Source organism: Haloterrigena sp. H1 (assembly GCF_005938085.1).
Classification (GTDB): Archaea; Halobacteriota; Halobacteria; order Halobacteriales; family Natrialbaceae; genus Natrinema.
Genome location: NZ_SMZK01000001.1, coordinates 688,066 through 712,299 on the forward strand (window position 1 = coordinate 688,066; position 24,234 = coordinate 712,299).

The 24,234-nt window shown below is 64.1% G+C and carries 25 protein-coding genes, 1 tRNA gene and 1 pseudogene; 8 read left to right on the forward strand and 19 right to left on the reverse strand.

Annotated features, from left to right (window positions below; genetic code table 11):
• Positions 1-25 precede the first annotated feature (25 nt).
• On the reverse strand, positions 26-325 hold the full coding sequence (locus E2L06_RS03550; RefSeq protein WP_138778671.1) for a hypothetical protein: 300 nt from the start codon (positions 323-325) through the stop codon (positions 26-28).
• A gap of 213 nt (positions 326-538) precedes the next feature.
• On the opposite strand from E2L06_RS03550, the gene E2L06_RS03555 reads away from it, so the two are divergent.
• Together E2L06_RS03555 and gatB are read left to right on the forward strand one after the other, a co-directional pair.
• Entirely contained in the window at positions 539-2,563 is a 2,025-nt protein-coding gene (locus E2L06_RS03555; RefSeq protein ID WP_138778673.1) for an AMP-binding protein, read from the forward strand.
• 50 nt (positions 2,564-2,613) lie between these two features.
• Positions 2,614-4,110 (forward strand): Asp-tRNA(Asn)/Glu-tRNA(Gln) amidotransferase subunit GatB, encoded by a 1,497-nt coding sequence (gene gatB / locus E2L06_RS03560; protein ID WP_138778675.1) that lies wholly within the window; start codon positions 2,614-2,616, stop codon positions 4,108-4,110.
• Between the two features lie 59 nt (positions 4,111-4,169).
• Here gatB and E2L06_RS03565 read toward each other — a convergent pair whose 3' ends face one another.
• Complete coding sequence (locus E2L06_RS03565; RefSeq protein WP_138778677.1) at positions 4,170-4,454, reverse strand: hypothetical protein; 285 nt, start codon at positions 4,452-4,454, stop codon at positions 4,170-4,172.
• Positions 4,455-4,611: 157 nt separating this feature from the next.
• Complete coding sequence (locus E2L06_RS03570; RefSeq protein ID WP_138782491.1) at positions 4,612-5,406, reverse strand: N-acyl homoserine lactonase family protein; 795 nt, start codon at positions 5,404-5,406, stop codon at positions 4,612-4,614.
• 543 nt (positions 5,407-5,949) lie between these two features.
• On the opposite strand from E2L06_RS03570, the gene E2L06_RS03575 reads away from it, so the two are divergent.
• Together E2L06_RS03575 and E2L06_RS03580 are read left to right on the forward strand one after the other, a co-directional pair.
• The gene (locus tag E2L06_RS03575; protein ID WP_138778679.1) at positions 5,950-7,296 is read left to right on the forward strand and encodes an NAD(P)/FAD-dependent oxidoreductase; all 1,347 of its coding nucleotides are present in this window, start codon (positions 5,950-5,952) and stop codon (positions 7,294-7,296) included.
• Positions 7,297-7,354: 58 nt separating this feature from the next.
• Positions 7,355-8,212, forward strand: a complete 858-nt coding sequence (locus tag E2L06_RS03580) for a metallophosphoesterase (RefSeq protein WP_138778681.1) — start codon at positions 7,355-7,357, stop codon at positions 8,210-8,212.
• Positions 8,213-8,271: 59 nt separating this feature from the next.
• On the opposite strand, the gene E2L06_RS03585 is transcribed toward E2L06_RS03580, so the two are convergent.
• Positions 8,272-8,991: a metallophosphoesterase gene (locus tag E2L06_RS03585; RefSeq protein WP_138782492.1), complete on the reverse strand. Its 720-nt coding sequence runs from the start codon at positions 8,989-8,991 to the stop codon at positions 8,272-8,274.
• Positions 8,984-9,973, reverse strand: coding sequence for an archaeosortase A (artA, locus tag E2L06_RS03590; protein ID WP_138778683.1), 990 nt, complete (start codon positions 9,971-9,973; stop codon positions 8,984-8,986). Before artA ends, E2L06_RS03585 begins: the two co-directional genes overlap by 8 nt.
• 98 nt (positions 9,974-10,071) lie before the next feature.
• On the opposite strand from artA, the gene E2L06_RS03595 reads away from it, so the two are divergent.
• Complete coding sequence (locus E2L06_RS03595; protein ID WP_138778685.1) at positions 10,072-10,851, forward strand: winged helix-turn-helix transcriptional regulator; 780 nt, start codon at positions 10,072-10,074, stop codon at positions 10,849-10,851.
• A gap of 57 nt (positions 10,852-10,908) precedes the next feature.
• Here the strand turns inward: E2L06_RS03595 and E2L06_RS03600 are convergent, their stop codons facing one another.
• From E2L06_RS03600 to E2L06_RS03620, 5 genes are read right to left on the reverse strand one after another with little or no spacing between them, the layout of a single operon-like run.
• On the reverse strand, positions 10,909-11,676 hold the full coding sequence (locus E2L06_RS03600) for a proteasome assembly chaperone family protein (protein WP_138778687.1): 768 nt from the start codon (positions 11,674-11,676) through the stop codon (positions 10,909-10,911).
• 6 nt (positions 11,677-11,682) lie between these two features.
• Positions 11,683-11,862, reverse strand: coding sequence for an RNA-protein complex protein Nop10 (locus tag E2L06_RS03605; RefSeq protein WP_138778689.1), 180 nt, complete (start codon positions 11,860-11,862; stop codon positions 11,683-11,685).
• Positions 11,862-12,662 (reverse strand): translation initiation factor IF-2 subunit alpha, encoded by an 801-nt coding sequence (locus E2L06_RS03610; protein ID WP_138778691.1) that lies wholly within the window; start codon positions 12,660-12,662, stop codon positions 11,862-11,864. The genes E2L06_RS03605 and E2L06_RS03610 overlap by 1 nt, the downstream gene beginning before the upstream one ends.
• On the reverse strand, positions 12,659-12,832 hold the full coding sequence (locus tag E2L06_RS03615; RefSeq protein WP_138778694.1) for a 30S ribosomal protein S27e: 174 nt from the start codon (positions 12,830-12,832) through the stop codon (positions 12,659-12,661). The genes E2L06_RS03610 and E2L06_RS03615 overlap by 4 nt, the downstream gene beginning before the upstream one ends.
• A gap of 5 nt (positions 12,833-12,837) precedes the next feature.
• Positions 12,838-13,119, reverse strand: a complete 282-nt coding sequence (locus tag E2L06_RS03620; RefSeq protein WP_008009492.1) for a 50S ribosomal protein L44e — start codon at positions 13,117-13,119, stop codon at positions 12,838-12,840.
• Between the two features lie 202 nt (positions 13,120-13,321).
• Here E2L06_RS03620 and E2L06_RS03625 point away from each other — a divergent pair, with 202 nt between their 5' ends.
• From E2L06_RS03625 to E2L06_RS03635, 3 genes are all read left to right on the forward strand, one after another.
• Positions 13,322-13,588, forward strand: coding sequence for an HAH_0734 family protein (locus E2L06_RS03625; protein ID WP_138778696.1), 267 nt, complete (start codon positions 13,322-13,324; stop codon positions 13,586-13,588).
• A gap of 244 nt (positions 13,589-13,832) precedes the next feature.
• Positions 13,833-14,279 (forward strand): GtrA family protein, encoded by a 447-nt coding sequence (locus E2L06_RS03630; protein ID WP_138778697.1) that lies wholly within the window; start codon positions 13,833-13,835, stop codon positions 14,277-14,279.
• Between the two features lie 66 nt (positions 14,280-14,345).
• Positions 14,346-14,420: transfer RNA gene (locus E2L06_RS03635), tRNA-Met, on the forward strand.
• Between the two features lie 265 nt (positions 14,421-14,685).
• Here E2L06_RS03635 and E2L06_RS03640 read toward each other — a convergent pair.
• The 9 genes and pseudogenes from E2L06_RS03640 to coaBC all read right to left on the reverse strand — a co-directional run bounded on the left by E2L06_RS03640 (position 14,686) and on the right by coaBC (position 24,215).
• A complete protein-coding gene (locus E2L06_RS03640) occupies positions 14,686-15,186 on the reverse strand; it encodes a hypothetical protein (RefSeq protein WP_138778699.1) in 501 nt (166 codons plus the stop codon).
• A gap of 1 nt (position 15,187) precedes the next feature.
• Complete coding sequence (locus tag E2L06_RS03645) at positions 15,188-16,504, reverse strand: ABC transporter ATP-binding protein (protein ID WP_138778701.1); 1,317 nt, start codon at positions 16,502-16,504, stop codon at positions 15,188-15,190.
• The gene (locus tag E2L06_RS03650) at positions 16,501-17,580 is read right to left on the reverse strand and encodes an ABC transporter ATP-binding protein (protein WP_138778703.1); all 1,080 of its coding nucleotides are present in this window, start codon (positions 17,578-17,580) and stop codon (positions 16,501-16,503) included. The genes E2L06_RS03645 and E2L06_RS03650 overlap by 4 nt, the downstream gene beginning before the upstream one ends.
• Entirely contained in the window at positions 17,580-18,701 is a 1,122-nt protein-coding gene (locus E2L06_RS03655; protein WP_138778705.1) for an ABC transporter permease, read from the reverse strand. The genes E2L06_RS03650 and E2L06_RS03655 overlap by 1 nt, the downstream gene beginning before the upstream one ends.
• Positions 18,702-18,703: 2 nt before the next feature.
• Positions 18,704-19,651: an ABC transporter permease gene (locus E2L06_RS03660; RefSeq protein WP_138782493.1), complete on the reverse strand. Its 948-nt coding sequence runs from the start codon at positions 19,649-19,651 to the stop codon at positions 18,704-18,706.
• A gap of 5 nt (positions 19,652-19,656) precedes the next feature.
• Positions 19,657-21,228, reverse strand: coding sequence for an ABC transporter substrate-binding protein (locus tag E2L06_RS03665; RefSeq protein WP_138778707.1), 1,572 nt, complete (start codon positions 21,226-21,228; stop codon positions 19,657-19,659).
• 385 nt (positions 21,229-21,613) lie between these two features.
• Positions 21,614-22,183, reverse strand: coding sequence for a hypoxanthine/guanine phosphoribosyltransferase (gene hpt, locus E2L06_RS03670; protein ID WP_138778709.1), 570 nt, complete (start codon positions 22,181-22,183; stop codon positions 21,614-21,616).
• Positions 22,184-22,310: 127 nt separating this feature from the next.
• Positions 22,311-22,928, reverse strand: a pseudogene (locus E2L06_RS03675) (hypothetical protein).
• A 114-nt stretch (positions 22,929-23,042) separates the two neighbouring features.
• Positions 23,043-24,215 (reverse strand): bifunctional phosphopantothenoylcysteine decarboxylase/phosphopantothenate--cysteine ligase CoaBC, encoded by a 1,173-nt coding sequence (gene coaBC / locus E2L06_RS03680; protein WP_138778711.1) that lies wholly within the window; start codon positions 24,213-24,215, stop codon positions 23,043-23,045.
• Positions 24,216-24,234 lie beyond the last annotated feature (19 nt).

Genomic DNA, 24,234 nt, shown 5'->3' on the forward strand with positions numbered 1-24,234 from the left:
CCCCGTCCCACGGCGTCGGCTGCAGTTATGCTACGATAATGTCGTCGCTACCTGAGTCTTCCGTTTCGTCACTGCTCGTCTCCGCGTCTCCATCGGCGTCGGCCGCCGCTTCGGCGACGTCGTCGGGTTCGGCTTCGGGGGTCTCGTCCTCATCGGCTGGCTCCGCCCGTCGCTCGGGGACGCGCGTCGGCGTGTCGGCATCGAGTTCGGCCTCGAGAACGCGGATCCGCTCTTTGGCCTCGATCAGTTCTTCCGTTAGACCTGTTACCGTCGACTCGAGTTCCGCAACCGTCGATTCGAGTTGCTCGACACGGTTGTTCGACATATCTGCTAGGGGGCCGTCCGGCCACATAAACGTACGTCAGACGACTATAATCTAGCTTACAGATCGTCCGTGGAGACGTGGAGGAGACACGCGCTATCGTCGGCTCGGGCCCCTGCGAGCTGCGTCGACGGTGCGACGGCTGCAGACGGGACGGGCGTCGAGCCCAAACGACCTATTGTTTGATGGTGGCATAACACATACCCTCTCGTGACAATGTCCGAGCACACGAGCCCCAGTCTCGAGGACATCGACGAGATCGTCCACGAACCGAGCCAGGCGTTCGTCGAGTCGACCAACGTCGCCGACTTCATGGCGACGTACGGGATCGACGACTACGAGGAACTGATCGGCCGGACGACGACCGAACTCGAGGGAGAACCCGAAAGCGGCGTCGACTGGTTCTGGGACGAACTGGTCGACTACCTGGGAATCGAGTTTGACGAGGACTACGACGAGGTACGAGACGACAGCGAGGGGCCACAGTTCACCGACTGGTATCCCGGCGGCGAACTCAACGTCGCCCACAACGTCGTGGACCGCCACGCCGGCGTCGACGAGGAACGGCGAAACACCGTCGCGACGATCTGGGAAGGCGAGGACGGCGAGGTCAGAGAGATCACGTACCACGAACTCCATCGACAGGCGAATCAGGTCGCGAACGCGCTCGAGGCGCGTGGCATCGGGACCGGCGACACCGTTGGCCTCTACATGCCGATGGTCCCCGAGGTCGTCTCGATTCTCTATGGCTGTTTCAAGATCGGCGCGATCGCGGTCCCGATCTTCTCGGGCTTTGGCGTCGATGCGGCCGCGACACGAATCGCGGATTCCGAGTGCTCCGTGCTGTTTACCGGTGATGGCTTCTACCGCCGCGGCGACCCCGTCTTCCTCAAGTCCGCCGCCGACGAGGCGATCGCGGAAGCCGGCCACGTCGAGTCGACGATCGTGTTCGATCGACTCGGCTCGAGCGAGGCGCGTAACGAACACGAAATCCCGTGGACCGACGACCGCGACGAGTGGTGGACCGACGCCGTCGAGACCCAGGACGACGACTACGAGACGAAATCGCTCCCGAGCGATCAGGAGTCGATGCTGCTCTATTCGTCGGGGACGACCGGGAAGCCAAAGGGGATCGTCCACACCCACGCGGGCGTACAGGTCCAGTGTCCCAAGGAGGTCTACTTCGGGATGGATCTCAAACCCGCCGACCGGTTCTTCTGGGTGTCCGATATCGGCTGGATGATGGGTCCGTGGACGCTGATCGGCACCCACACCTTCGGCGGCACCGTCTTTATGTACGAGGGCGCGCCGGACTACCCGGATCCCGATCGGTTCTGGGCGATGATCGACCGTCACAACCTCACGCAGTTCGGTATCTCGCCGACCGCGATCCGGGCGCTACGCAAGCACGGTGACGAGTGGCTCGAGGGGCACGATCTCTCCTCGCTCCGAATCCTCGGCTCGACGGGCGAGCCGTGGGACCCCGAATCCTGGCAGTGGTTCTACGAACACGTCGGCGGCGGCGAGTGCCCGATCATCAACATCTCCGGGGGCACCGAGATCTGTGGCTGTTTCCTGATGCCGATGCCGAGCGAACCGTTGAAACCCTGTACGCTCGGTGGTCCGGGGCTGGGGATGGACATCGATATCGTCGACAGCGCTAGCAACTCCGTCAAAGAAGACAACGAACGCGGCTACCTCGTCGCGCGTGACTCCTGTCCCTCGATGACGAAATCGCTGTGGTCAGGCGACGAACGCTATCTCGAGGAGTACTGGTCGACGTTCGAAGACATGTGGGATCACGGCGACTGGGCCCAGAAGGACGACGACGGCTTCTGGTTCCTCCACGGCCGCGCCGACGACGCACTGAACGTGGCCGGGCGGAAGGTCGGCCCCGCCGAAGTCGAGGGGGCACTCATCGACCACGAGGCCGTCAACCAGGCAGCCGCCATCGGCGCACCCGACGAGACGACCGGCACCGCTGTGGTCACCTACGTCGTCCTCGAGGACGAATACGAGGAAACCGACGACCTCCGCGACGAACTGCGCGCACAGGTCGGCGAGGAGCTGGGCAAGCCATTCCGCCCGCGCGAGGTACTGTTCGTCGACGAGTTCCCCAAAACGCAGTCGGGCAAGATCATCCGCCGGGCCATCCAAGCGACCTATACCGACGAAGACCTGGGTGACATGAGTAGCATCGAGAACCCCGAAGCGCTCGAGGAACTCGAGGCGGCGAGATAGGCGACTCCGTCCCGTTACGTTTTACCTCCGTGGGGCCGAATCGATGTCCAATGACTGCCCAGACCGTCCAGCAGGGCGACCTCGTGACCGTCATCGGACTCGAGGTCCACGTTCAGCTGGAGACCGACACGAAGATCTTCTGTGCCTGTTCGACCGACCAGACCGACGAGCCAAACGAAAACGTCTGCCCGGTCTGTCTCGGCCTACCGGGGGCACTGCCAGTGTTGAACGAGGCCGCTGTCGAGGCCGCCGTCAAGATCGGCAAGGCGATCGACGCCGACATCCCCGAAGAGACCCGCTTCCACCGGAAGAACTACTACTACCCCGACCTGCCCAAGAACTTCCAGATCACCCAGTACGACGAGCCGATCTGTGCTGACGGCGAACTCGAGGTCTCTGTCGAGGGCCAGCGACGGACGATCGCGATCGAGCGCGCCCACCTAGAGGAGGACCCGGGCAGTCTGCAGCACGTCGGCGGCGGTGGCGGCATCGATTCGGCCGAGTACACCTTAGTCGACTACAACCGCGCGGGCACGCCGCTGATGGAAATCGTCACGGCACCTGACTTCCGCAGTCCAAGCGAGGTGCGAGCGTTCCTCGCCGAACTCGAGGAAGTGCTTGAGTACCTGGGCGTCTTCGACGCCGAGCGCGACGGCAGCCTGCGAATCGACGCCAACCTCTCGATCATCCCCGAGGAGGAGATCGACGGCGACGGCATCGACGAGATCGGCGAGGAGGCGCTGGCCGCGGCGAACCGCACGGAGGTCAAGAACATCTCGAGTCACAAGGGCGCAGAGAAGGCCTTAGCCTACGAGGAGACGCGCCAGAAAAACGCCATCCAGCGCGGGCGTGCAGTCGAACAGGAGACCCGCCACTGGGACGAATCCCGCGGGATCACCGTCTCGATGCGCTCGAAAGAAGAGGAGAAAGACTACCGCTACTTCGAGGAGGCAGACCTGCCGCCGCTTCGCGTCTCCGGCTGGAAAGACGAGATTGCCATCCCGGAACTGCCCTCGGCCCGCCGCGAGCGGTTCCAGGCGGAGTACGGCCTGAACGAGGAGGCCGCCTCGAAGCTCACCTCGACGAAACAGGTCGCGGACTTCTACGAGGACATCGCCGGCGAGTTCGATCCCGACCTCGCCGCCACGTGGGTCGCGGACAACCTGCTGGGCGAACTCAACTACCGCGACATCGAGATCACCGAAATCGAGGGCCGACTCGAGGAAGTGACCCGGCTGGTCGAACTCGTCGCCGAGGACGAGATCACGGCGAAAAACGCCCGCGAAACGGTGCTGCGGTCGATGCTCGACGATGGCCGCACGCCGGACGAGGTCGTCGCCGAGGAAGGCTTAGGCAAGACCGGCGAAGACGAGGTCCAGCAGGCCGTCGTCGAGGCGATCGACGAGAATCCAGACGCCGTCGACGACTACGAGTCGGGCGACGACGGCGCGATCAACTTCCTCGTCGGCCAGGTCATGCAAAAGACCGGCGGCAGTGCCGACCCGGGCGACGTCAACCAGCTCCTGCGAGCCGAACTCGAGGGCTGACCTCGCGTCCGTCGGCGACCGATATACCGGTCGAGAATCGCAGCGGGCCGCAAACGGTGTTAGACGCCGGATGGACTGAAATCCGGATAGACGAGGAGGACGATCCCTGGGAGCAGTATCAGTAGTGCATTATAGGGGACTGCAAGCGGACCATCGACCATCGTCGAGAGGCCAACGAGCGTGAGTGGAATCCCGATAATCGTCGTGGCGTGGCGCTCTCTCGCTGACACCAGTTCGTGATGGGGCTGGTCCGGATTCTCGAGGAGCTTTAGGACTGCACGGCCGACGAAGACAACGACGATACTTGCTGAAAGAACGTTCAGCAGCCCAGCAAACAGACCCATACGACTAGCGAGAGTATCGCCGGTGGTAAACTATACTGCCGAACGACACGATCCCTGTGTCGATCGGACGTGACCGTCGTCGCCGTCGGCGACGAGTCGGGGGACACGTTCGTGCGACGGGATACAGACGAAACGGAACGAGTCCGTGTGACCCGCTCTACAATCCGTCTTGCATCGCCTCGAGATCCGCCCTGGCGTGCCCACAGCACACCTGCGCGTCGTGGCGGCGCTCGAGGTCTCTGACCGTTCGCAGGCTCTCGTACCAGTCGCGTTTGCTCCAGAGCAGTCCGCCGCCCATCGGGTGGCCCTGCTCGTAGTTTTCGCGGGTGTAGGCCTGATCGCCCGCGAGGATCACCGTGCCGGCGTCGTCGAGCTCGAGTTGCACGCCGAGGAGGCCCGGCGTATGGCCGGGCAAGTGAATGAGCTCGAGGCTGTCGACGAGCTGCCGGCGGTCGCGGTGGACGATCTCCCAGTTCAGATCGCGGTCGAAGTCGCCGGCGAGGTAGGCCACGTCGCCTGCATCGGTCTTGGCGCTGTAGTAGGCGTACTTGAGTTCTTCTTCGTGAACGACGATCGGCGTGTCCGTACCCTCGAACGCGTAGAGGCCGCCGCCGTGGTCGAGGTGCAGATGGCTCTGGATCACCATGTCGATGTCGTCGATCCCGTAGCCGGCGTCGGCCAGATCGTCTTCGAGCGGGCGGAGGCCGGTGTGTTCGAAGGCCGCATAGAGGTCGGCGGGCCAGTGGCCGTCTGCGGCGTCGGGATGTGATCCAGTGTCCCAGAGGATCGTCGCCTCGGGGTGGTCGATGACGACGTTGTAGACTGGTGCGTCCTCCATGACCGTCTCGGGATTTGGCTCGGCAGCCGTTCCGAGGACGGCCCCCTCGATGATGTTGTTGACGTCGGCGGTGATCGTCCCGCGATCGATCGGCGTGAGTGTCGCGTCGACCATGATCGCAACAGGGTCGGTCGACGGCTTATGTCTGTTGGCGATCGTCACCGGTCTCGCGGCGCGTTCCCCGCCGGCCGCATCGGTCCCCCGCTTGTGACTGGCTGGACGTGCTGTCCACCGTCGAACCGGCCGACAGTGATCGACTCGAGTGAATCCTGCTTCGTCCGTTCGAACGGGCGGCCACGGCGGTGGACGTCGCTCGAGGGGCGTCACGTCGAATGCGTCGGGGTCGAACCCCTCTGCCGTGCCGGCGATGCCGAAGACGGCCAGGCTCCCGCCGGCCTGCATGATCCGCCGTCGGGAGACGTCGCGCGTGAAATCGTGCGTTATATCATCATTGTCATTGTCTGGCATACAGGCGACGGACACCAGGAGGCAGTATAGTATAGCGACTTTCGACTGCCAGCAGTCTGCCAATTTCAGTTCCTTGAACCGCCCGTATTCCTGGGGAACCGTTCCTACGCACCGAGGGTCGATCACCTCTGACGGTCACTTATTACTGTTAGGTCGACTATTTTAATCATCAGCGACTGATATCCGCCTATGCACTCGACTCCGCGGATCGTCGTCGCCGGTGGCGGACTCGCCGGCCTCGTCGCCGCCCGCCACCTCGCTGGCGGCGGCGTCGACGTCACGTTACTCGAGCGCCACGACACGGTCGGCGGCCGCGTCCGCACCGTCGAGCGCGACGGCTATCGATTCGATCGCGGCTTTCAGGTGTTGTTTACGGCCTATCCCGCAGTGCAGCGGGAACTCGATCTCGAGGCGCTCGATCTACGGCGATTCGCGCCGGGTGCCACCATCGCGGGTCCCGACGGCCGATCGACGCTCGCGGACCCGCTTCGCGAGCCCGAGACGATTCCGGCGACGCTGTCCAATCCAGCCGTCTCTGTCGGTGACGCGCTCCGGATCGCCCGACTCTGGTGGGAACTTCGCCGAACCGATCCGGAGACGATACTCGAGGGAGGTACTGACGAGACGATCCGGACATACCTCGATGAACGTGGGTTCTCGGATCGATTCATCGAGGAGTTCGTCGCCCCGTTTTACGGCGGGATCACGCTCGATCGCTCGCTGTCGACCTCGAGTCGCATCTTCGAGTACACGTTTCGAACCCTCGCGGCGGGTGGAATCGCCGTTCCCGCGGCGGGAATGGGCGCGATCCCGGCCCAACTCGCCGATCGCGTCCGCGAGGTCGGTGCCACTCTCGAGACGGGCGTCAGGGTCGAGTCGATCACAACGAGCGGGGGCGACTCGAGCGGGACTGCCACAGTTGAGACCGGTGCCGAATCGATCGAGGCCGACGCGGTCGTCGTTGCGACCGACCCGCCGACCGCCGGCGAACTGACCGGCGTCGACGCGATCCCGACCGACGCACGCAGCTGTGTAACTCAGTATTACACGCTGCCGGCTGATATCGACCTCGAGACCGACCGGCGGCTGCTGTTGAACGCGACCGAAACGGGGCCGAACCACGTCGTTCCGCATAGCGCGGTCGCGCCGACGTATGCCCCCGACGGGACGACGCTCATTAGCGCGACGTATCTCGGCGGTGAGGGCCATCGGCCCTCGAGGCGGAGCGGCGCGAGCCGCGGGGCGGCGGAACCCGACGGTGAACGATCCGATCTGACGCGACAAACGCTCGAGGCGTGGTATCCCGACCAGCGGTTCGACGGACTCGACGCCATCCACACTGAGCGGGTGCCGTTCGCCCAGTTTACGCAGCCACCGGGCTTTCGCGAGCGGCTGCCCGACGTTCGCGACCCGGCGGGGCCAGTCTATCTGGCGGGCGATTACACGCGGTGGTCGTCCATTCAGGGTGCGATGGAAAGCGGCCGGCAGGCTGCGAAGGCCGTCATCGACGATCTCTCGCGGTCCCGCCACCGTTGACGGCTCGATCACCAATCGTTAAGTCGCTGGTCGCCGACGTTCCGGGCTGCTTTCTCGCATGAAACTACTCGTACTCGGCGATCTCCACCTCGGTGAGGACGGCTACGCCGCTCGTCCGAATCCGTCGTGGGAGCGGTTCGACGCCGTCCTCACCGTCGGCGATGTCGCTCACTCCCGCGTGACTGTTGTCGATGGAACGCTCCGTCAGGAGAAACTAGTCGGACTCGAGGAAGCGACGACGTTCTTCGAGCACCTAGGCGAACTCGACGTCCCAGTTCTAACGGTCCCCGGCAACCACGACCACGAGCGACACGAGGAGTGTATCGATGGCGCGACAGGGGTACGGAACCTGCATCGAGCGACGGTCGATCTCGGGGCGTACCACGCGTTCGGCTTCGGGAGTGAACTGCTCGACGACGGTCCGGAAGTGCGATACGATCCCGAGCAAGTGGCCGGGATCGACGATCCTGACGCATGGCTTGCGCGAACGCTCGACCGTGCCGCAGGCGACGAGACGGAAGCTGCCGCCGCGTTGCGCGGCCGACTCGAGGAGTTCGACACGCAGTTCGCTACCTACACCGATCAGTACGAGACCCTGACGTCGCTGACGACGGACAGCGAGGCCAGTGCCGGGACCATCGTACTCACACACGTCCCGCCGTTCAACACGACGCTCGATCGGGTCGCCGAGTCCGTTTCTCGGATCGGCGGCCGTCACTGGGGGTCGATCGCGCTAACGAACCTGCTGACCGAACACGACATCTCGTTCGTCGCGTGTGGACACATCCACGAGGCCGACGGCGTCGACACAGTCGCCGGCACGCCCTGTCTCAACGCCGGCTATCGGAGTGCCTACGATGTGACACTCGAGAACGGCGACGTCTCGATCACCGACGCCGAACCACCGATCGAGTGAGCGGGCGGAGCGCTGCAGCCGACGTACTCACATCGCCAGCGATGCTGACTCGGGTGACGTCACAGCAGTTTCCGAAGGGTTCCGAGCGGCGGAAACCACAGCGTCTCGCCGCTCGAGTCGTCGCGCACGGCTGGATAGAACCTCTCGGGATTCCGGACGAGCGGCGTCTGGAAGTCGTGGCCGGCCATGCTGTTGACGGTCGCGCCGGCAGCGAGCCGGGTAAACGCCGGGAGGACGAGTACGTCCGCGCCCTCGTAGGCAGCGGGGCCGTAGAGGACACACGGCCGTTTGCGCCCCTCGATCGACAGCGCGGGGTGGTCGTGGCCGACGATGTACTGGTCGGCTGGCGTCTCCGGTCGCTCGTGGCCGTGACAGACCACCGTCCCGCCGTCGGCCAGTTCGTATTCGAGTGCTGTCTCACCGTCGAAGACCGTCTCGAGCATCGTATCGTGGTTGCCCGGCGTGACGAGTAATTCGGCTCCGGCCGCGTCGACGGTTGCGGTCAGTCGGTCGAGGTCGCGCTCGACGCCACGCGGGAGCCGCGAAAAGGAGTGCAACAAATCGCCCGCAACGACCACCGTGGTTGGATCGGTCGCTGCGAGCACCTGCTCGAGCCGATCGCAGACAGCAGCGCCATCGTCGATCGGGGCGTCGACGCTCGAGGAGGCTGCTTTCCCGAGATGCACGTCAGCCAGCACGAGTGTTTCGGCAGCGGGAACGAAGACGGCGCGATCGTGGACGGCAAACGCGACGTCGATCTCGACGCCGCTGTCAGTCATCGCCTGTTTCGGATCGCGGTGTGCTGGCCCCATCACGACCGCCCGTGGGCTGGAGGTCATCCCCGAGCGCGGCCGCGAGGTCGTATTCCGTCCCCGTCAGAATGTAGAGGACATCCTCGAGCGGCTCGAGCACTTCGGGGAGGATGCGGATGACGAGGTACGTAATGCCGAGCAAGGCGACGACCGACAGCGACTGGGCGATGAAATTGTGGGCGACGAGATAGGAGGTCCGGCTGGCGGGTTCACCCATATACTCCGTGACGATGTAGATCAGGAAATCCTGCTGGAACCAGCCCCACGGAGACGCCAGCCCGACGAAGACGTTTCGGAGGAGGTTCAAAAACCAGATGACGCCGATCGCGAGCGCGAATGCGGTTGCCTTTCGTTTGAGCGGCGCTTTGACCGCGCCGATCAGCCCGCCGAAAATGGCCATGCTCCCGATACCGGTACAGGCCGTGATGATGTAGATGGTCCGGCCAGTTACGGTCTCGTCTGGGTCGAACCCGAAGCGACTCTGATAGCCGTTCGCACCCTCTTCGATCCCGGGGCTGTAGCCGAGCAGTTCCATCCCGAAGTGGGTCTGTGCAGCGGTCGTCTCGATCAGCCACGTTTTGACGACCGGAATCGTCTCGACCGGCAGGTAGATCAGGCCCATGAGCGCGACGGCTTTCGAGAGCAAGAGCAGCGATTCTCGGCCCGTCGCAAGTAGATAGCCGGCGTAGACACACAGCGGCAGCGCCGCAAGCGCAAGCAGCGTCTCGATCGGGCTCTTGACCTCGAGGTAGTAGTGGGGAACCATCGTCAGCCAGAAGACGCCGAAGACGACCCAGGCACCTGCTGCGAGATAGCGTGCGGGATCGACGGCATCGCGCCACTCGAGGACCATCGCCACGACGAACGCGCCGATTGCGGTCCAGGCGAGGACGTCTCCGAGCGGAACCGAACCGATGGTCGTCGCTGTCGTCGCGGGTAGGGCCGGCATGTTCACATCAATCCGACGGACTCTCCAGCTATCAACTTGACGCCTCAGCACGACCGGACGACCGCGGTCCTTTTTGCCGCGCACCAAAACATAGCTGTATGGTCGACGTCCTCGACAACAAGCGGGCCGCGACGCGGTTCCGGATTCTCGTCCAGATCGCCGAGCGCCAGCCCGCGGTCAGTCAGGGAGAAATCGCCGAGGAAGTCGGCGTGACGAGTCAAGCTGTCAGCGAATACATCCGCGAACTCGTCGACGAGGGATTCGTCGAAAAGGAGGGGCGCTCGCGCTATCGCGTCACCCGTGAAGGGGTCGACTGGCTCTTCCGTGCGGCCGACGACGTCCGCCGGTTCGCCGACCACGTTACCGGCGACGTCCTCGGTGCGATGAGCGAGGACGCCTACATCGCCACCGACGACATCGAGGAGAACGAGACGGTCTCGTTGACAGTCGAGGACGGTCATCTCTACGCCACGCCCGGCAGTGAGGGCCCCGCGACCGGAATCGCGACCAGCGACGCCGCGGCCGGTACCGACGTCGGCGTCACCAGCTTCGAGGGCGTCATGGAACTTGAGCCGGGTACCGTCACCGTGTTGCAGGTCCCGTCGATCCGTACCGGAGGGAGTCGAGCCATCGACGACGAAACCGTCATTGACGCCTGTGACGATGCCGACCTCGTGGTCGCCACCGGCGTCGAAGCCATCGTCGCCTGCCGAGCGGCCGGCACCGAACCCGCGGTCACGTTCGCCGTCGGTGACGTCGCGGCCGACGCTGCAAGCCACGGTCTCGCCGTCACCGTCGTCGCCACGACTGACGCTGTCGGCCGCGTTACCGACGCACTCCGGGACGCCGACGTGTCCTACGAAGTTCTCGAAGGGTGATCGATCCGGCGACGGTCTCACGGCTCAGCACGTACAGAAGAGATCGAAATCGAGTCGTTAGCCGATATAGCGTAGATCGTCGTCAGTCGGCACGTCCATGCTCTGTTGTTGTTCCATCTCCTGGATCTTGCCGATGACGTCTTCCATCTCGTCGGCCCGCTCGTCTAGAGATTCATAATCGAGGTCGAAGCCGAGCACGTCCGCGAGCACCTCGAGCACCGATCGGGCGCTTTTCGGATCGACGAGGTAGCCGCTCGTCTCGCCCATCAGGCAGGCCGCATCGAAGCCGCGGCGCTCACCAAGCCCCAGCAAGAGCCCGGAGACGCCGACGATCCCGCCGGCGGGTTCGTCATCGCGGAACTCGACGCCGGCGTCCTCGAGGCCCTCGAGCAGCGACTCGTCGCTGACGGCCCCGACGACGGCGTACTCGTCGATGAGTTCGCCGGTCGGGACGCCGCCAAGTGCGTACACCTCCGTCGCGCCGAACTCCGCGGCGATGTCGAGGAAGGCGTCGGTCAGCGTGTAGTGGCCGGCGTTGCTCTGGGCCTGATGATCGCCAGTCAAGAGGAGGAGATCCCTGCCGTCGGGAACGTCGACAGCGTAGACCTCAGCACAGGTCAGTTCCGAGACGCCGTTCTCGATGCTCACCTGCGGCGGGAACTCGCGGGAGTAGACCCGTCGGACGAGCGTGCTCTCGCCTTCGAGTTCCTCGAGCAAGTGTTCGACGGCGAGGGTGCCGACGTGTCCGACCCCCGGCAACCCCTCGACAAGGACGGGGTCGTCCAGTTCGACCTCGGCGACTACGTCGATCTCGAGTTCGTCCATACCGTATCAGCGATTGCGACGTTTAAGAGCGCGTCGGTACTCGCCGTGAGGGTCGTTGGGGTCGAAGGGTGCCGGTGCGCTGTTTTCGGCGTCGGCACCGCAGTCGGGACAGACCTCAGAAAGGGTATACACCGGGCGGTCGTGGGCCGTCTGCCACGCCGAACACACCCGGATATCCGATTTCATTACTCGTCGTCGGTGCGTCGCTCGCGGTGGTACTCGCCGCTGCCGTCATGGCCTTCGATTGCGGCGATCGCGCGGTCGGCGCTATCCTCGAGTTGGGATTCGGCGGTCTTGTAGTTGGGTGCCTGCACCTCGATGCGGTACTCGGGTGCGCCGACGTAGCTCACTTCGAGGTCGACTTCCTCGGGCACTTCGCCGTTGCCTTCAGCCGCCTCGAGGGCCTCACGGATGCCGTCGACACCGCTTGGCGACGGGTTCTCCAAGTCGACGTAGCCGGTGACGTTGACGTAGGGTACCGAGACGTTCTCGCGGGCCGTCTCGACGACCGCGTCGATCTCACCGTCGTCGAGGCCGGTGTTCTCGAGAGCTTCCTCGCCGTGGATCGCGGCCTGCTTGAAGCCGTCGTAGAGGCTTCCGTGGGCCCCGATCAGTTCGTTGGCGATCGCGGTGTAGTCCTCGTCGTCGATCTCGTCGCCGAAGGCCAGTTCCATCCAGTTGTCGGCCTTCTGCTCGTTTTTCCACTCCTGAATCTTGTCGGAGCGCTGGTGGTCGTTGACGTCTTTCAGCGAGAGGTCGATCTGCTGGGAACTCTCGTCGACGTCTAGGACCTTACAGACGACGATCTGGCCCTCGCGGACGTGGTCGCGGACGTTTTTGATCCAGCCGCTTGCGACCTCGGAGATATGGATCAGTCCACGTTTGTCCTCGTACTCCTCGAGATCGACGAAGACGCCGAAGTCTTCGATTTCGTCGATCTTGCCGACGACGAGTTCGCCGGGATCGGGCCAGCCGCTGTACTTCATCGTGACTCGACTGTGTCGATGATCTCGTGTTCGATCTCGGCTTTGCCGCCGGTCGGTCGCGCAAGCGTCGTGCCACAGACGGCACAGGCGACCTCCGAGGAGGCTTTGCCGAAGACGGTCTGTTCGTTCTCACAGTCACTGCATCGAACGCTGTAGAAATTTCCTGCCATTGAAATCACTCCTGGAACTCGAGTCGGCCAGCGCGCCATCCCTCGCGGAGGTGGGCCTTGCCGCATTCACTGCACCGATACTTGAGGTCGGTCTTCTTGGTTGGCTTCTCGCCACCGGGCACCTTCGAGAAGCGACCGGAGTTCCCGATCGAGGCGCTGTTGCGCCGGGTACGGCGAGCGTCCCATTTCATACCGCTCGAGCGGCCCGTCCGGGACTTTTCGACTTCGTGTTCGTGGTGTTCGTTGCAGTGCGGACAGTACGTATTGAATCGGCGTGGCATCTGCATGGTTATCTTACTTGCTGTGGCCTATGGCAGCGCTGTTTAAAAACCGTTTGATAGCGGCCGGGCCACCGCCCACGGCCGACGACGGGCTGCCGGTCGTGCTCGCGTTTGACTTGCAGACGGGGCCGCCATCTCCATTGCCTGCGTCTGCGAGGCGACAGCAGCCTCCGAAGCGTTTAATCCGCTCTCCTGTGAAGCAGCACCCATGAAGCAGCTCATCATCCACGGCGATCCCGGTATTCGAAACGGGGCCATCATCCGATACGAGGGGTCGGAAGTGGTCTGTTTCGGGATCAACAGAAACGGCGAGTACCACGGCCCCGACCGGGTCCAGCTGTGGTGTACCGTCGGCGAGGAAGACGAGTACGAGGATTACGAGAAACGAAACTACATGCCACACTTCCTCGACGTCGACCACGTCGAGGCCGAGGACGTCGAGGTTGTCCGGCCGAAGGCCGATCTCGCGCTCTGACCGGCGTCGGTGTAACCCCGTCTGGGACTCCGCCAAGTCAGTTCCAGCGCATCCGCATGACGGGTCGCGGGCCCGGTACACAGTGGTAGCAGACCGTATGATTCCTGTTCGACCGGTCCGTTCCTGTTTCGCTCCATCGATGGGTTCGCCCATATGTAATTTAATTGTTGTTTTCGCGCGGCGATCGGAAGATGGAAATCCAAGCCGTCGACAGTGACCCGTACGCTCGAGGCCGAACACGACGATGAGTAACTCCCTGTCAGAGGCCGTCCGGATGCGGGTTCGCGCGTTGTGGTCGACGACGCGGTTCGGGCAGTTCGTCGGCGTCGGTGCCGTCGGGGCGACTGTCGACAACGTGGTCCTCGTGTTGCTCGTCGAGGCGACGGTTCTCGGTCCGGTCGTTGCGAAGATACTCTCTTGGGAACTCGGCATCGCAGTGATCTTCGCGATCAACGAACGGTGGACGTTCGCGGACTACGGGAAGCGTGGGCTCCGGCCGTTAGGGAAGCGGTTCCTTCGCTCGAACGTGGTCCGATTCGGTGGGTTTCTCGTGACGCTGGCGGTGCTTGCTCTCCTCGTTCGTCGGTTCGATGTCTGGTACGTGGCGGCGAACGTAGTCGGAATCGGCGTCGGCTTCTTCGTCAACTACACCTGTGAGAGTCTCTACACATGGCAAGTCCATCAAGAGTAGCGGTAGAAACCCGCATACGGCAGCCGAATCACAACCCTTAATTAGTCGACTCCGGTATGAACATGTAGCGGGATGGGATAGCCAGGAGATTCCGGCGGGCTCATAACCCGCAGATCGGTAGTTCAAATCTACCTCCCGCTACTTTTCACGGATTCAACGGCGAACGATGAGTATGACGACGTGTGAGCCTCGAATCCATGAAGATACGACGAGGGAGCGAAGCGACCGAAGTCGACATGGTTCAAATTTACCTCCCGCGACTTCTCAGCTCGAGGATTCGATTGCTGTCGAGTAGCAGCTACGTCGTGTCGGAAAGCCGTGTGTCATACGGACTCCTGTCAGTCGGTGCCGGCGCACCCACATGACGGGTTGCGGGTTCGCCGGGACACAGTGACAGCAGACCGTCTCAGTCGACGATTTCGATAACTGTGTGGTCGGCGAGTCCACAAGTAACAGCATCCGAGCGGGTAATCTCCGCCGCAAGCGTGTACGTGCCAGGGTCGACCGGCTGCCACTCGTTCTCACTGAACTGAAGTCGCTGGTGCCACTGCCGTGTGAAGCGTTTGACTTCGCGTCGAGCGAACGAAAACGCGGCGGGCCGATCCGGCACTGCCCGCGGTACCTGCGACGCCTCACGGAAACCGTCGACGGTCCAGTACCAGTAGTTCGGCGAGTCCGTCCGAATCCGGATCGGGATCGGGAGCCGGTTGCGGAACGTGATCGTGACGCCGACCCGCTCGCCGGGTTCGTATCGGTACTTGTCGGTCGCCACGCTGACCTCGATCGCCCAGTGGCGAAGCGTCGGCGGTATGACCGCATGACTGAACGCTTCCCAGTCGATCGTCCGCGTGCGTGTGCGCTCATCGGCCGCGCGCTCGCGATCACGTGTGCGGGTGTCTCGAGTCATCTTATTCGTCAATCGAGTGCGTCCCAGATCGGGTGGCGCCGGTATCGTCTGCGAACCGGTCGTCGAACCGGTGGCAGGCGATCGGATGGGGGGCCGGTCCCGGTTCCAGTGCCGGTTCGGTCGTCTCACAGGGCGTCTCGAACGCCGACGCGAGCAGTTCCCGTGCGCTCGAGAGGTCGCCAGCCGCGACAGTCTCGAGCGCATCCGCGAGCGCGGCGTCGGCGTCCGGATCGGAGAGCTGTCGGGGGATGTCGGAGGCATCTCGGAGCGCAGCCGGACCGGTGCGGTCGTCAACTCGCGGGAGCAGCGCCGCGAGTCCGGCGTCGGCGTCAGCGTCGCGTAGTCGGGTTCGCAGCGCCATCACGGCGCGGAACTCGTCGTCGTCGAGGTCGGACGTTGCGGGCGGGAGTACCCGCGGACAGCGCGTGTGGAACGGACAGCCCGACGGGCAGTCAGTCGGTGAAGGAGCGGCTCCCTCGAGGACGATCCGGTCGCCGTCCCAGCGGGGATCGGGTTCGGGAACCGCAGAGAGCAATGCTTCGGTGTAGGGATGAGACGGATCGGCGAAGACCTCGGCGGTCGATCCCGTTTCGACGAACCGGCCCAGATACATCACAGCCACCCGGTCGGCGAGGTGCTCGACGACCGAGATATCGTGGGTGATCAGCAGATAGGAGAGTCCGAACCGGTCTTGTAAGTCGGCAATCAGGTTGAGAATTTCGGCCTGAACCGAAACGTCGAGCGCGGACACCAGCTCGTCGCAGACGAGCACCTCGGGCTCGACGGCGAGCGCGCGGGCGACGCCGATCCGCTGGCGCTGCCCGCTGGAGAACTCGTGGGGGTACCGGGTCGCGTGGTCGGCCTGCAGTCCGACCGTCTCGAGCAACTCTCGAACCCGTTCGTCACGGCGCGCCGGCGGTACCACATCGTGAACGTCGAGCGCTTCGCCGACGATCTCGGCGACGGACAACTGCGGATTCAGACTCGAGAGGGGGTCCTGAAAGACGTACTGGATCTCGCTTCGCAGGGCTCGCAGCTCGGCTCGAGAGCACGCGGTGAGATCGGTCCCGCGGTAGCTGACCGAACCGGCGGCGGGCTCGAGCAGTCCGACGAGCGTCCGGCCGAGCGTGGTCTTGCCACACCCGCTTTCGCCGACGAGGCCGACCGTCTCGCCGGCACGAAGTTCGAGGTCGACACCGTCGACCGCCCGAACCGTCTCGCCGCGCCCGAGGAGCCGATCGAGGATGCCATCGGCAGTAGTGTAGTGTGTCGCGAGCCCCTCAGCGCATAATAGCGGCTCGTCGTCATCGGCCCTCATCGCGGCTCACCGTGCCGCTTTCGTTCGCGACAGCTGTTGTCCGCCTCGTCTCGCACCTGCACCTCGTAGTCCAAGCCACCCTCGAGGTCGTCGGTGTACTCGAGGCAGGCGGCGACGTGGGCGTCGGGATTACCGTCGGCTGGCCGACCCGATGCCGGTTCGACAAGCGACGGGTGGCGGTTGGCACAGCAGTCCTCAGCGTACGGACAGCGCGGGTGGAACCGACAGCCCGTCGGCGGGGCCACGAGATCGGGGGCCGTCCCCGGAATCGTGGGCAGACGGTCGCGGTCGTCGCCGAGTCGTGGCGTCGCGGCCAACAGCCCGACGGTGTAGGGGTGTTTGGGATCGTAGTACAGTTCGTCGACTGGCGCACGCTCGACGATCTCGCCGGCGTACTGGACCAGCACCCGGTCGCAGAGTTCGGCGACGACGCCGAGGTCGTGAGTGACCAACTGGACCGCCGTCTCTGACTCCGCTGTGAGGTCCGCGAGCAACTCGAGGATTCCGGCCTGTACCGTCACGTCGAGTCCGGTCGTCGGCTCGTCGCAGATGAGCACCGCGGGATCGCAGGAAAGCGCCATCGCGATGACGGCTCGCTGTTGCATCCCGCCGGAGAACTCGTGGGGATAGTCCGAATATCGTGTGGCCGGCTTCGGGATGCCAACGCGCTCGAGAAGCGCGATCGTCCGGTCGCGGGCCTCGCGGTCGGTGACGTCCTCGTGGGCGCGGATCGTCTCGGCGATCTGTTCGCCGACGGTGTAGACGGGGTTGAGTGCCGCGCCGGCGTCCTGAAAGACCATCGTGATCTCGTCGCCCCGGATCGCCCGGAGGTCGTCGGCCGATAACTCGAGGATGTCGCGTCCACGAAACCGAATTTCACCACCTGCGATCTCGCCTGTCCCGTCGAGCAGGCGGAGCAACGCGCGGCTGACGGCGCTTTTCCCGGCACCGCTCTCGCCGACCAGCCCGACCGTCTCGCCGGCGCGGATCTCGTAGCTGATGCCGTCGGCCGCCCGAATCATGCCGTCGTCGGTGTAGAACTGGACGACCAGGTCTTCCACCTCGAGCAGCGCCATCAGCGTATCCGCCTCCGATCGTCGCCGCCGTCCCGGTCGGGCTCGAGCGCGTCGTTGATCCCGTCGCCGACGAGGTTGATCGCCAGCACGAACAGGAAGATCGCGAGCCCGGGGAAGACGGTGATGTGCCAGTCCCCGCGCAGCAGCGAGCTGCGGCCCTGTGCGAGCATCGCCCCCCACTCGGCGCTGCCGGGCTCTAAGCCCAGGCCGAGAAAGCCAAGCGCCGCCGCAGTGAGGACGACCGTCCCGACGTTGAGCGTTGCCTGGACAATGACGGGGGCGATGGTGTTCGGCACGACGTGTCGGCGGATGATCGTTCGGTCGGGGACGCCGAGCACCCGCGCGGCCGTGACGTACTCGCGTTCGCGGATCGAGAGCACTTCGCCGCGCAACAGCCGGGCGTAGCCGATCCAGCCGGTGACGGCGAGTGCCACCACCACCGTCCAGTAGCCGCTCCCGAGGATCGGCACCGGCTCGAGGATCGGGACGATCGCGATCGCGAGCACCAGCAACGGGAAGGCATACAGCACGTCGACGACTCGCATGATCGCCTCGTCGATCCAGCCGCCGAAATACCCCGCGATCGCGCCGAGTGGAACGCCGACACAGAGCGCCAGCGCCACGGCAACGAGCCCGATGCTGAGCGTGTATCGGCCACCGACGAGCACCCGCGAGAACTGATCGCGGCCCGCCCAGTCGGTCCCGAAGGGATGGGCCAGCGAGGGCGGCGCGTTCGCCGGCCCGACGAACGTCGCAGACGGGTCGGAGGGTGCCAGTGAGAACGGCTGGAGCGTGATCGTTACCTCGGTCGTCGAGATCGCGATCGGCCGGGCGAAGACCGCAAGGACCGCCATGCCGACGATCACTGTCAGTCCGGCCATCGCCGACCGGTTTCTGCGGAATTGTCGCCACGCGTTCTCGAGGCGGCGTCCTGGCTGAAGGAGAGTCGACGCACCCATCGTTTCTGTCTCCGCGGTTGTCGTCGGGCCGGCACTGGACCCCGTCGGCGTCGCGCCGTCGGTGTCGTAGTCTCCGTTCGCGTCGTTGTCCGATCGGTTGTCATCGTCGTCGAAGCCGACGATTCGAATTCGGCCACGTTCGGGGGTATGTCGGTCGTTCATCGTCAGTATCGAATGCGTGGATCGAGGATCGCGTAGACGATATCGACGAGTAAGTTCGCGAGGACGATCGTGACACCGATGAGCAGGACGATCGCCTGAATGAGAGGGTAGTCACGCCGGAGAATCGACCGCACCAGCAGCCGTCCCATCCCCGGCCAGGAGAAGATCCCCTCGACGACGACGGCACCGTCGACCAGGAACGCAAGCTGGAGGCCGGCGACGGTGACGACCGGCAGCAAGGCGTTTCGCAAGACGTGTTTCAGGATCACCGTTCGTTCCGGGAGCCCCTTCGCGCGCGCGGTCGCGACGTACGGTGCATCGAGCTCCCGTCGCATCGACGATCGGAGCAAGCGCATGACGAGCGCAGTCGCGGCCGTCCCCAGCGTGATCGTCGGTAACACGAGGAACTTCGCCGTCGCAACGCTTGCGAGCGGTGCGTCCGGCGGGATGACCCGAAACCAGCCGAGCCGGACGCTGAAGACGAACGAGAGGATCAGGCCGAGCCAGAAGTTCGGCGTCGCAATGCCAGCCAGCGCAGCGATCCGTCCGAGTTCGTCAGCCGGTTCGCCAGCCTTGACGGCAGTGACAATCCCCGCCGGGATTCCGATCGCGAGTGCGAGTAGCCACGCCGCCCCGCCGAGTGCCAGCGTCGCCGGGAGTCGGCTGCCGATCGTCGTCGTCACGTCGCGACCGGTGACCGGCGACTCGCCGAACTCGAGAGTGGCAACATCACGCACCCACAACAGGTACTGGTTCCATACCGGCTGATCGAGGTGATACTCGGTCCGGATCGCCACCTCGGTCGCGGGGCTGACGTCTCGAAAGCCCACGAGCGCATCGACTGTATCGCCCGGCAACAGGTGGACGAACGAGAACGTCAGTGCGGTGACGCCGACTAAGACCGGCACTGTGATCGCCAGCCGTCGACCCACATATCGACCGAGCGACATCGACATCAGTGCTGATGGACGTACTCGTCTGCGATCGCTTCCTGAAACGATTCAGCCGCGTACTCCTCGAGAAGCGGCGATATCGGTGTGTACGCCAACTGACCGACACCGTGATAGATGCTCGTACGGATGCGCTCGCGCGGAACCAACATGTTACACCCGCGGCGAACCGATGGCTCGGAAAACGGTGGCAGATAGCAGGGGTACAGAATCATATCAAACCCGCCACTGACACGCCGGCCGACGTCATAGTTGTCGTTTGCCTCGAAATCGCCGAGACTCGCCGGCGACAGGTTGTAACTGAAGTGGAGATCGCCGCGCTCGAGCGCCGCCTGCCGGGACGACTGTTCGGTGATGATCTCGAGGGTGACGGTTTCGATCGGCGCGGTCGCGGGAACCGTCTCGTCGCCCGCGAACCAGTGGTCGTCGAACCGGCGCAGTCGCCAGTAGTCGTCTGGTTCGTGCTCGGCGAACCGATACGGGCCGGTCCCGATCGCCTCCGTCTGGAGGTCGTGCTCGCCGTCGATCGCGGCCATCGGAACGATAGAGACGTTGAACAGCGCCGTCTCGAACGGGCCGTACTCCCGCCAGCACTCGATCTCGATCGTGTGATCGTCGATGACCGTACTGCTCTCGTACCAGTCGTAGACGTCGCTTTCTCGGGTCGTGCCTTCGTAACGTTCGAACGAGCCCTTGACGTGGTCGGCGGTGAGTTCCTCGCCGTTGTGGAACTGGACGCCCTCGCGGAGAGCGAACCGATACGTCGTCGCGTCGAGTTGCTCCCAGTCGGTCGCGAGCATCGGCTGGACCTCACCATCAAAGTCGACACCGACGAGTTGCTCGTAGACGAGTGCCGTCGCCTGACTCGAGACGGTGCCGTTCGTTTTGACGGGATCGTAGTTCGTGACGTCGCTTTCCAGGTCGCCGACGAACTCCGTTCCGTTCTCGAGATCGGTGTAGACGCCGGCCCAAGGGGCGTACACCGCGTAGTACGACCCCGGCTGGAGCGGATACGTCCGCCAATCGTCGACAACATCGCCGTCCCAGACGTGCGTTGCCTCGCGAAACCGAACGAACGACACCGGCGAGTCCGCGACCAGCCCTGTTTGTAGGGCCCGATAAATCTCGACACGTTCGTCGGGCTCGGTCTCGGTGAGCCCGGCGTCGATATACTCGTCGACGGTTTCGTTCGTGTAGTGGCCGACGTTGAGCCCGTTTGGCGTGTGGTTCTCCGAGTGAAAGAGCATGGTGACGTAGTTGCTGGGGTCCCAGCCGCCGGTCCAGCTCGCAACGAAAATGGCGTTTTCCTCCGTATCGGCCGCAGCGAGCATCGACTCGAGATGCGTCCCGAACTCTCGTGATTCGATGTCGACATCGAAAAAGCCGGTTCCGTTGAGTTCGTCCTGCAGGAGCTGTGCGAGCCGGGATCGTTCTTCGCCCTGTGCGATAGCGATCGTCGTCTCGAACGGCGGCTCGATGTCCGCCGTCGCGAACCCCGATTCGATCAGTTCCTCGGCCGGGCCGTCGGCCGTGACGCTGTGGAAGCTGAGACATCCCGCCAGTCCTGTAACCCCCACACTCCCCGTACGCGCAAGAAATGAACGCCGTCGTAGCCGACTGCGTTCATCCGGGCCGACACGATTCCCTGCCATGTTCGTGAGATTCAAATCCTGCTACCATATTCCTTGTGCTGGGCCGACATGGACCGATTCGGCCGCTAGCGGCGAGTCAAGACGCTATCGACCGGTCGAACGACACGGTCTACAGGCTGTCGAGGCGAATGCCACGGGGCTTGACCCGAGGCGGTTCACAGCCACCAATCAAAGCTCTCGTCTGCGTGCGATCCAGCGGCGACTGCTGGATCTATAGTAACAACTGAAACGGTTTACACACCGATCGCACAGCCGTCGTGCGGTCGGGTGTGCAGTGACTTTCAGTGGCTACTATAGCGTCACCGCTCGCCTACTGATCGCCTTCCTCGTCGACGATGACGACCTCGCCGTCGACGACGTCGACGTTGATCAGCGTCTTGACGTCGTAGCCGGCGTCGTCGACCTTGTTTTCGCCGCCGACCTTCTTGATGACGGCGACCGTGTCGATGACCTCCGCACCGATGTCGTCCAGTGCGGTGAGTACCGCCGCGAGCGTCCCGCCCGTCGAGAGCACGTCGTCGATGACGAGCACGCGCTCGCCCTCGCGGACGTCGTTGATGTACATCTCGTTTTCCGAGTAGCCGGTTTGCTGGGAGATCGCGACTTCGTCTTCGAGGCCGTACTCGCGCTTCCGGATCACGGTCAGCGGAATGTCGGTCATCAGGGAGACGGCCGTCGAGATGTGAATGCCCATCGCCGCGGGCGTGACGATCCGATCGACGTCCTCGAGCTCGGCCTTGCGGATGATCCGGATGACGATCTCACGCAGCAGGCCGGGCTCGAGTTTGGGGAGCCCGTCGCTGATCGGATGGACGAAGTAGTGATAGCCGTTTTTCTCGATAATCGGAGCCTCGAGGAGGGACTGCTTGAGTTGATCCATGTCGTCGGTCGGACGGTCGGAGAGTAAAAGTTGACGATCCGGCCGAGTGAGCCGCCGAGCGGCGCGATGTGTTTGCTGCCCACACGATCGTATTGCCGGACTGGTCGAGGGTGTTCACCGCCAGTCGTCACTCGGTGTAGCTGAGCTCCGGCGGCTGATCGCCGTGGCCGAGGCGCATGTTCCGCTCGTAGTAGATGTGTGCGACCGCCGTGAGCGTGAACGTGCCTGCGACGACGGACAGCCAGGTCAGATTCGAGAGATGACTCAGTGGATAGATCTCCAGCCAGAGCGACGCGGCCAGTGCACAGCTGATCGCCCCCATCGAGAGGTACAGTTCCCGCCATGCGAACTCCCGGTCGGGGACGATCTCGAGGTAGACGCTGATGTCTCGCGTTCGGTCGGTCGACTCGATGAGGCCCCGATTGGAGTCGAAGCGGAGAATGCCGCTCGAGTCCATCTTCGGGAGATGGGTCTGCTGGAGCGTCGTGTAGACCCGCTTTCGCTGCTCGGGCGTGACTCCCTCAAGGGTCGTATCGTACTCCCAGGCAGCGACCTGCTAGGCGAGGTCGCCGAGCTCGACCGGGCGGTCGTCCTGCTTGAGATACTGCACGACGTAGCGCCGTCGCTGGTTCCGTAAGACTTCGAAGATCTCGCCTTTCGAGAGCGGGTCGTCGGGCGCGTCGTGGTCGTCACCGTCGGCCGTCGAACCGTCGTCGGTCCGTAGCTGTTGTGCCACTTCAGTCACCTCGCGTTGCCAAACCGACCCGGTCTAGTGCTCCCCTTTGATCAGATCGAATACTCATTAGTTCGAACGAATGAATCCCACCCATATAATTGTCTTGACGAGCCTGTGACGAGATCAGCCGCCTGTCGACCCGACTCCGAGTACTGCTGCGATCGAGTCGGCGATCTCGCCGCCCAGTCCGATCTTCGTCCCCTCGTAGCGAGCGGCGTCGTCTGCGTGGACGAGCAGGGCACGTGTCGTCTCTTTCCCCATCACGCTCGCGTCGTTGGCGACGACAAAGGCGAGCCCGGCTCGCTCCAAGGTCTCTCTAGCCTGTTCGACCATCGCCCCCTCGTCACCGGAGGTTTCGGTCTTGAAGCCGATGATCGGCAGCTCGGGATACTCGGCGCGGATCTCGTCGATGAGTTTCGGCGTCGGCTCGAGCTCGAGCGTGAGATCCTGCCCCGAACGCAACTTCTCGTCGCTCGCCTCGACGGTGTAATCGCTGATGGCGGCCACTGAGACGAGCGCGTCGGCATCCGCGCAGGCCTCGCGGGTAGCCGCGAGCATCTCCGCGGCGCTTTCGACCTGTCGAACCGCGGCGTAGGGCACGTCGGGACCGTCGTGGACGAGCGTCACGTCCGCACCACGGACGTAGCAGGCCTTCGCGACGGCGCGGCCCATCTTCCCCGACGAGCGGTTCGTGATGACGCGGACGGGATCGATCGACTCGCTGGTCGCCCCGCTGGTCACGACGACGTGCTCGCCCGCGAGCGGGCGGTCGCCGGCCGCACGAGCTACATCAGAGATGATTGCCTCCTCACTGGCGATCTTGGCCTTCCCTTCCTCGATGCGCGGGTCGACGAAGTCGACGCCCCACTCGGCGACGGTGTCGATGGCCTCGAGCACGCCGGGGTGGTCGTACATCGGTTCGTGCATCGCAGGGGCGATCACGACCGGCGTATCGGCACCGAGTGCGGTCGTCGCACACGTCGTCACGGGCGTGTCGTCGACGGCACCGGCGATCTTGCCGACGGTGTTTGCCGTCGCCGGCGCGATGAGAAAGACGTCGGCCCAGCCGTCGTACCCACAGAGGTCGACGTGTTCGACGCTGCCCGTGATCTCCGTGACCACGTCGTTGTCGGTGGCGAACTCGACGGCCCAGGGGTGGATGATCCCCTGGGCACTGCCGGTCATCACCCCGCGAACTGTGGCACCCTGGCGTCGCAACTCGTGGGCCAGTTCGACCGTCTTGACGGCCGCGATCGACCCCGTCACTCCGAGCGCGACGTTGACTCCCTCGAGCATTCGTCTGATACTCTCTCTC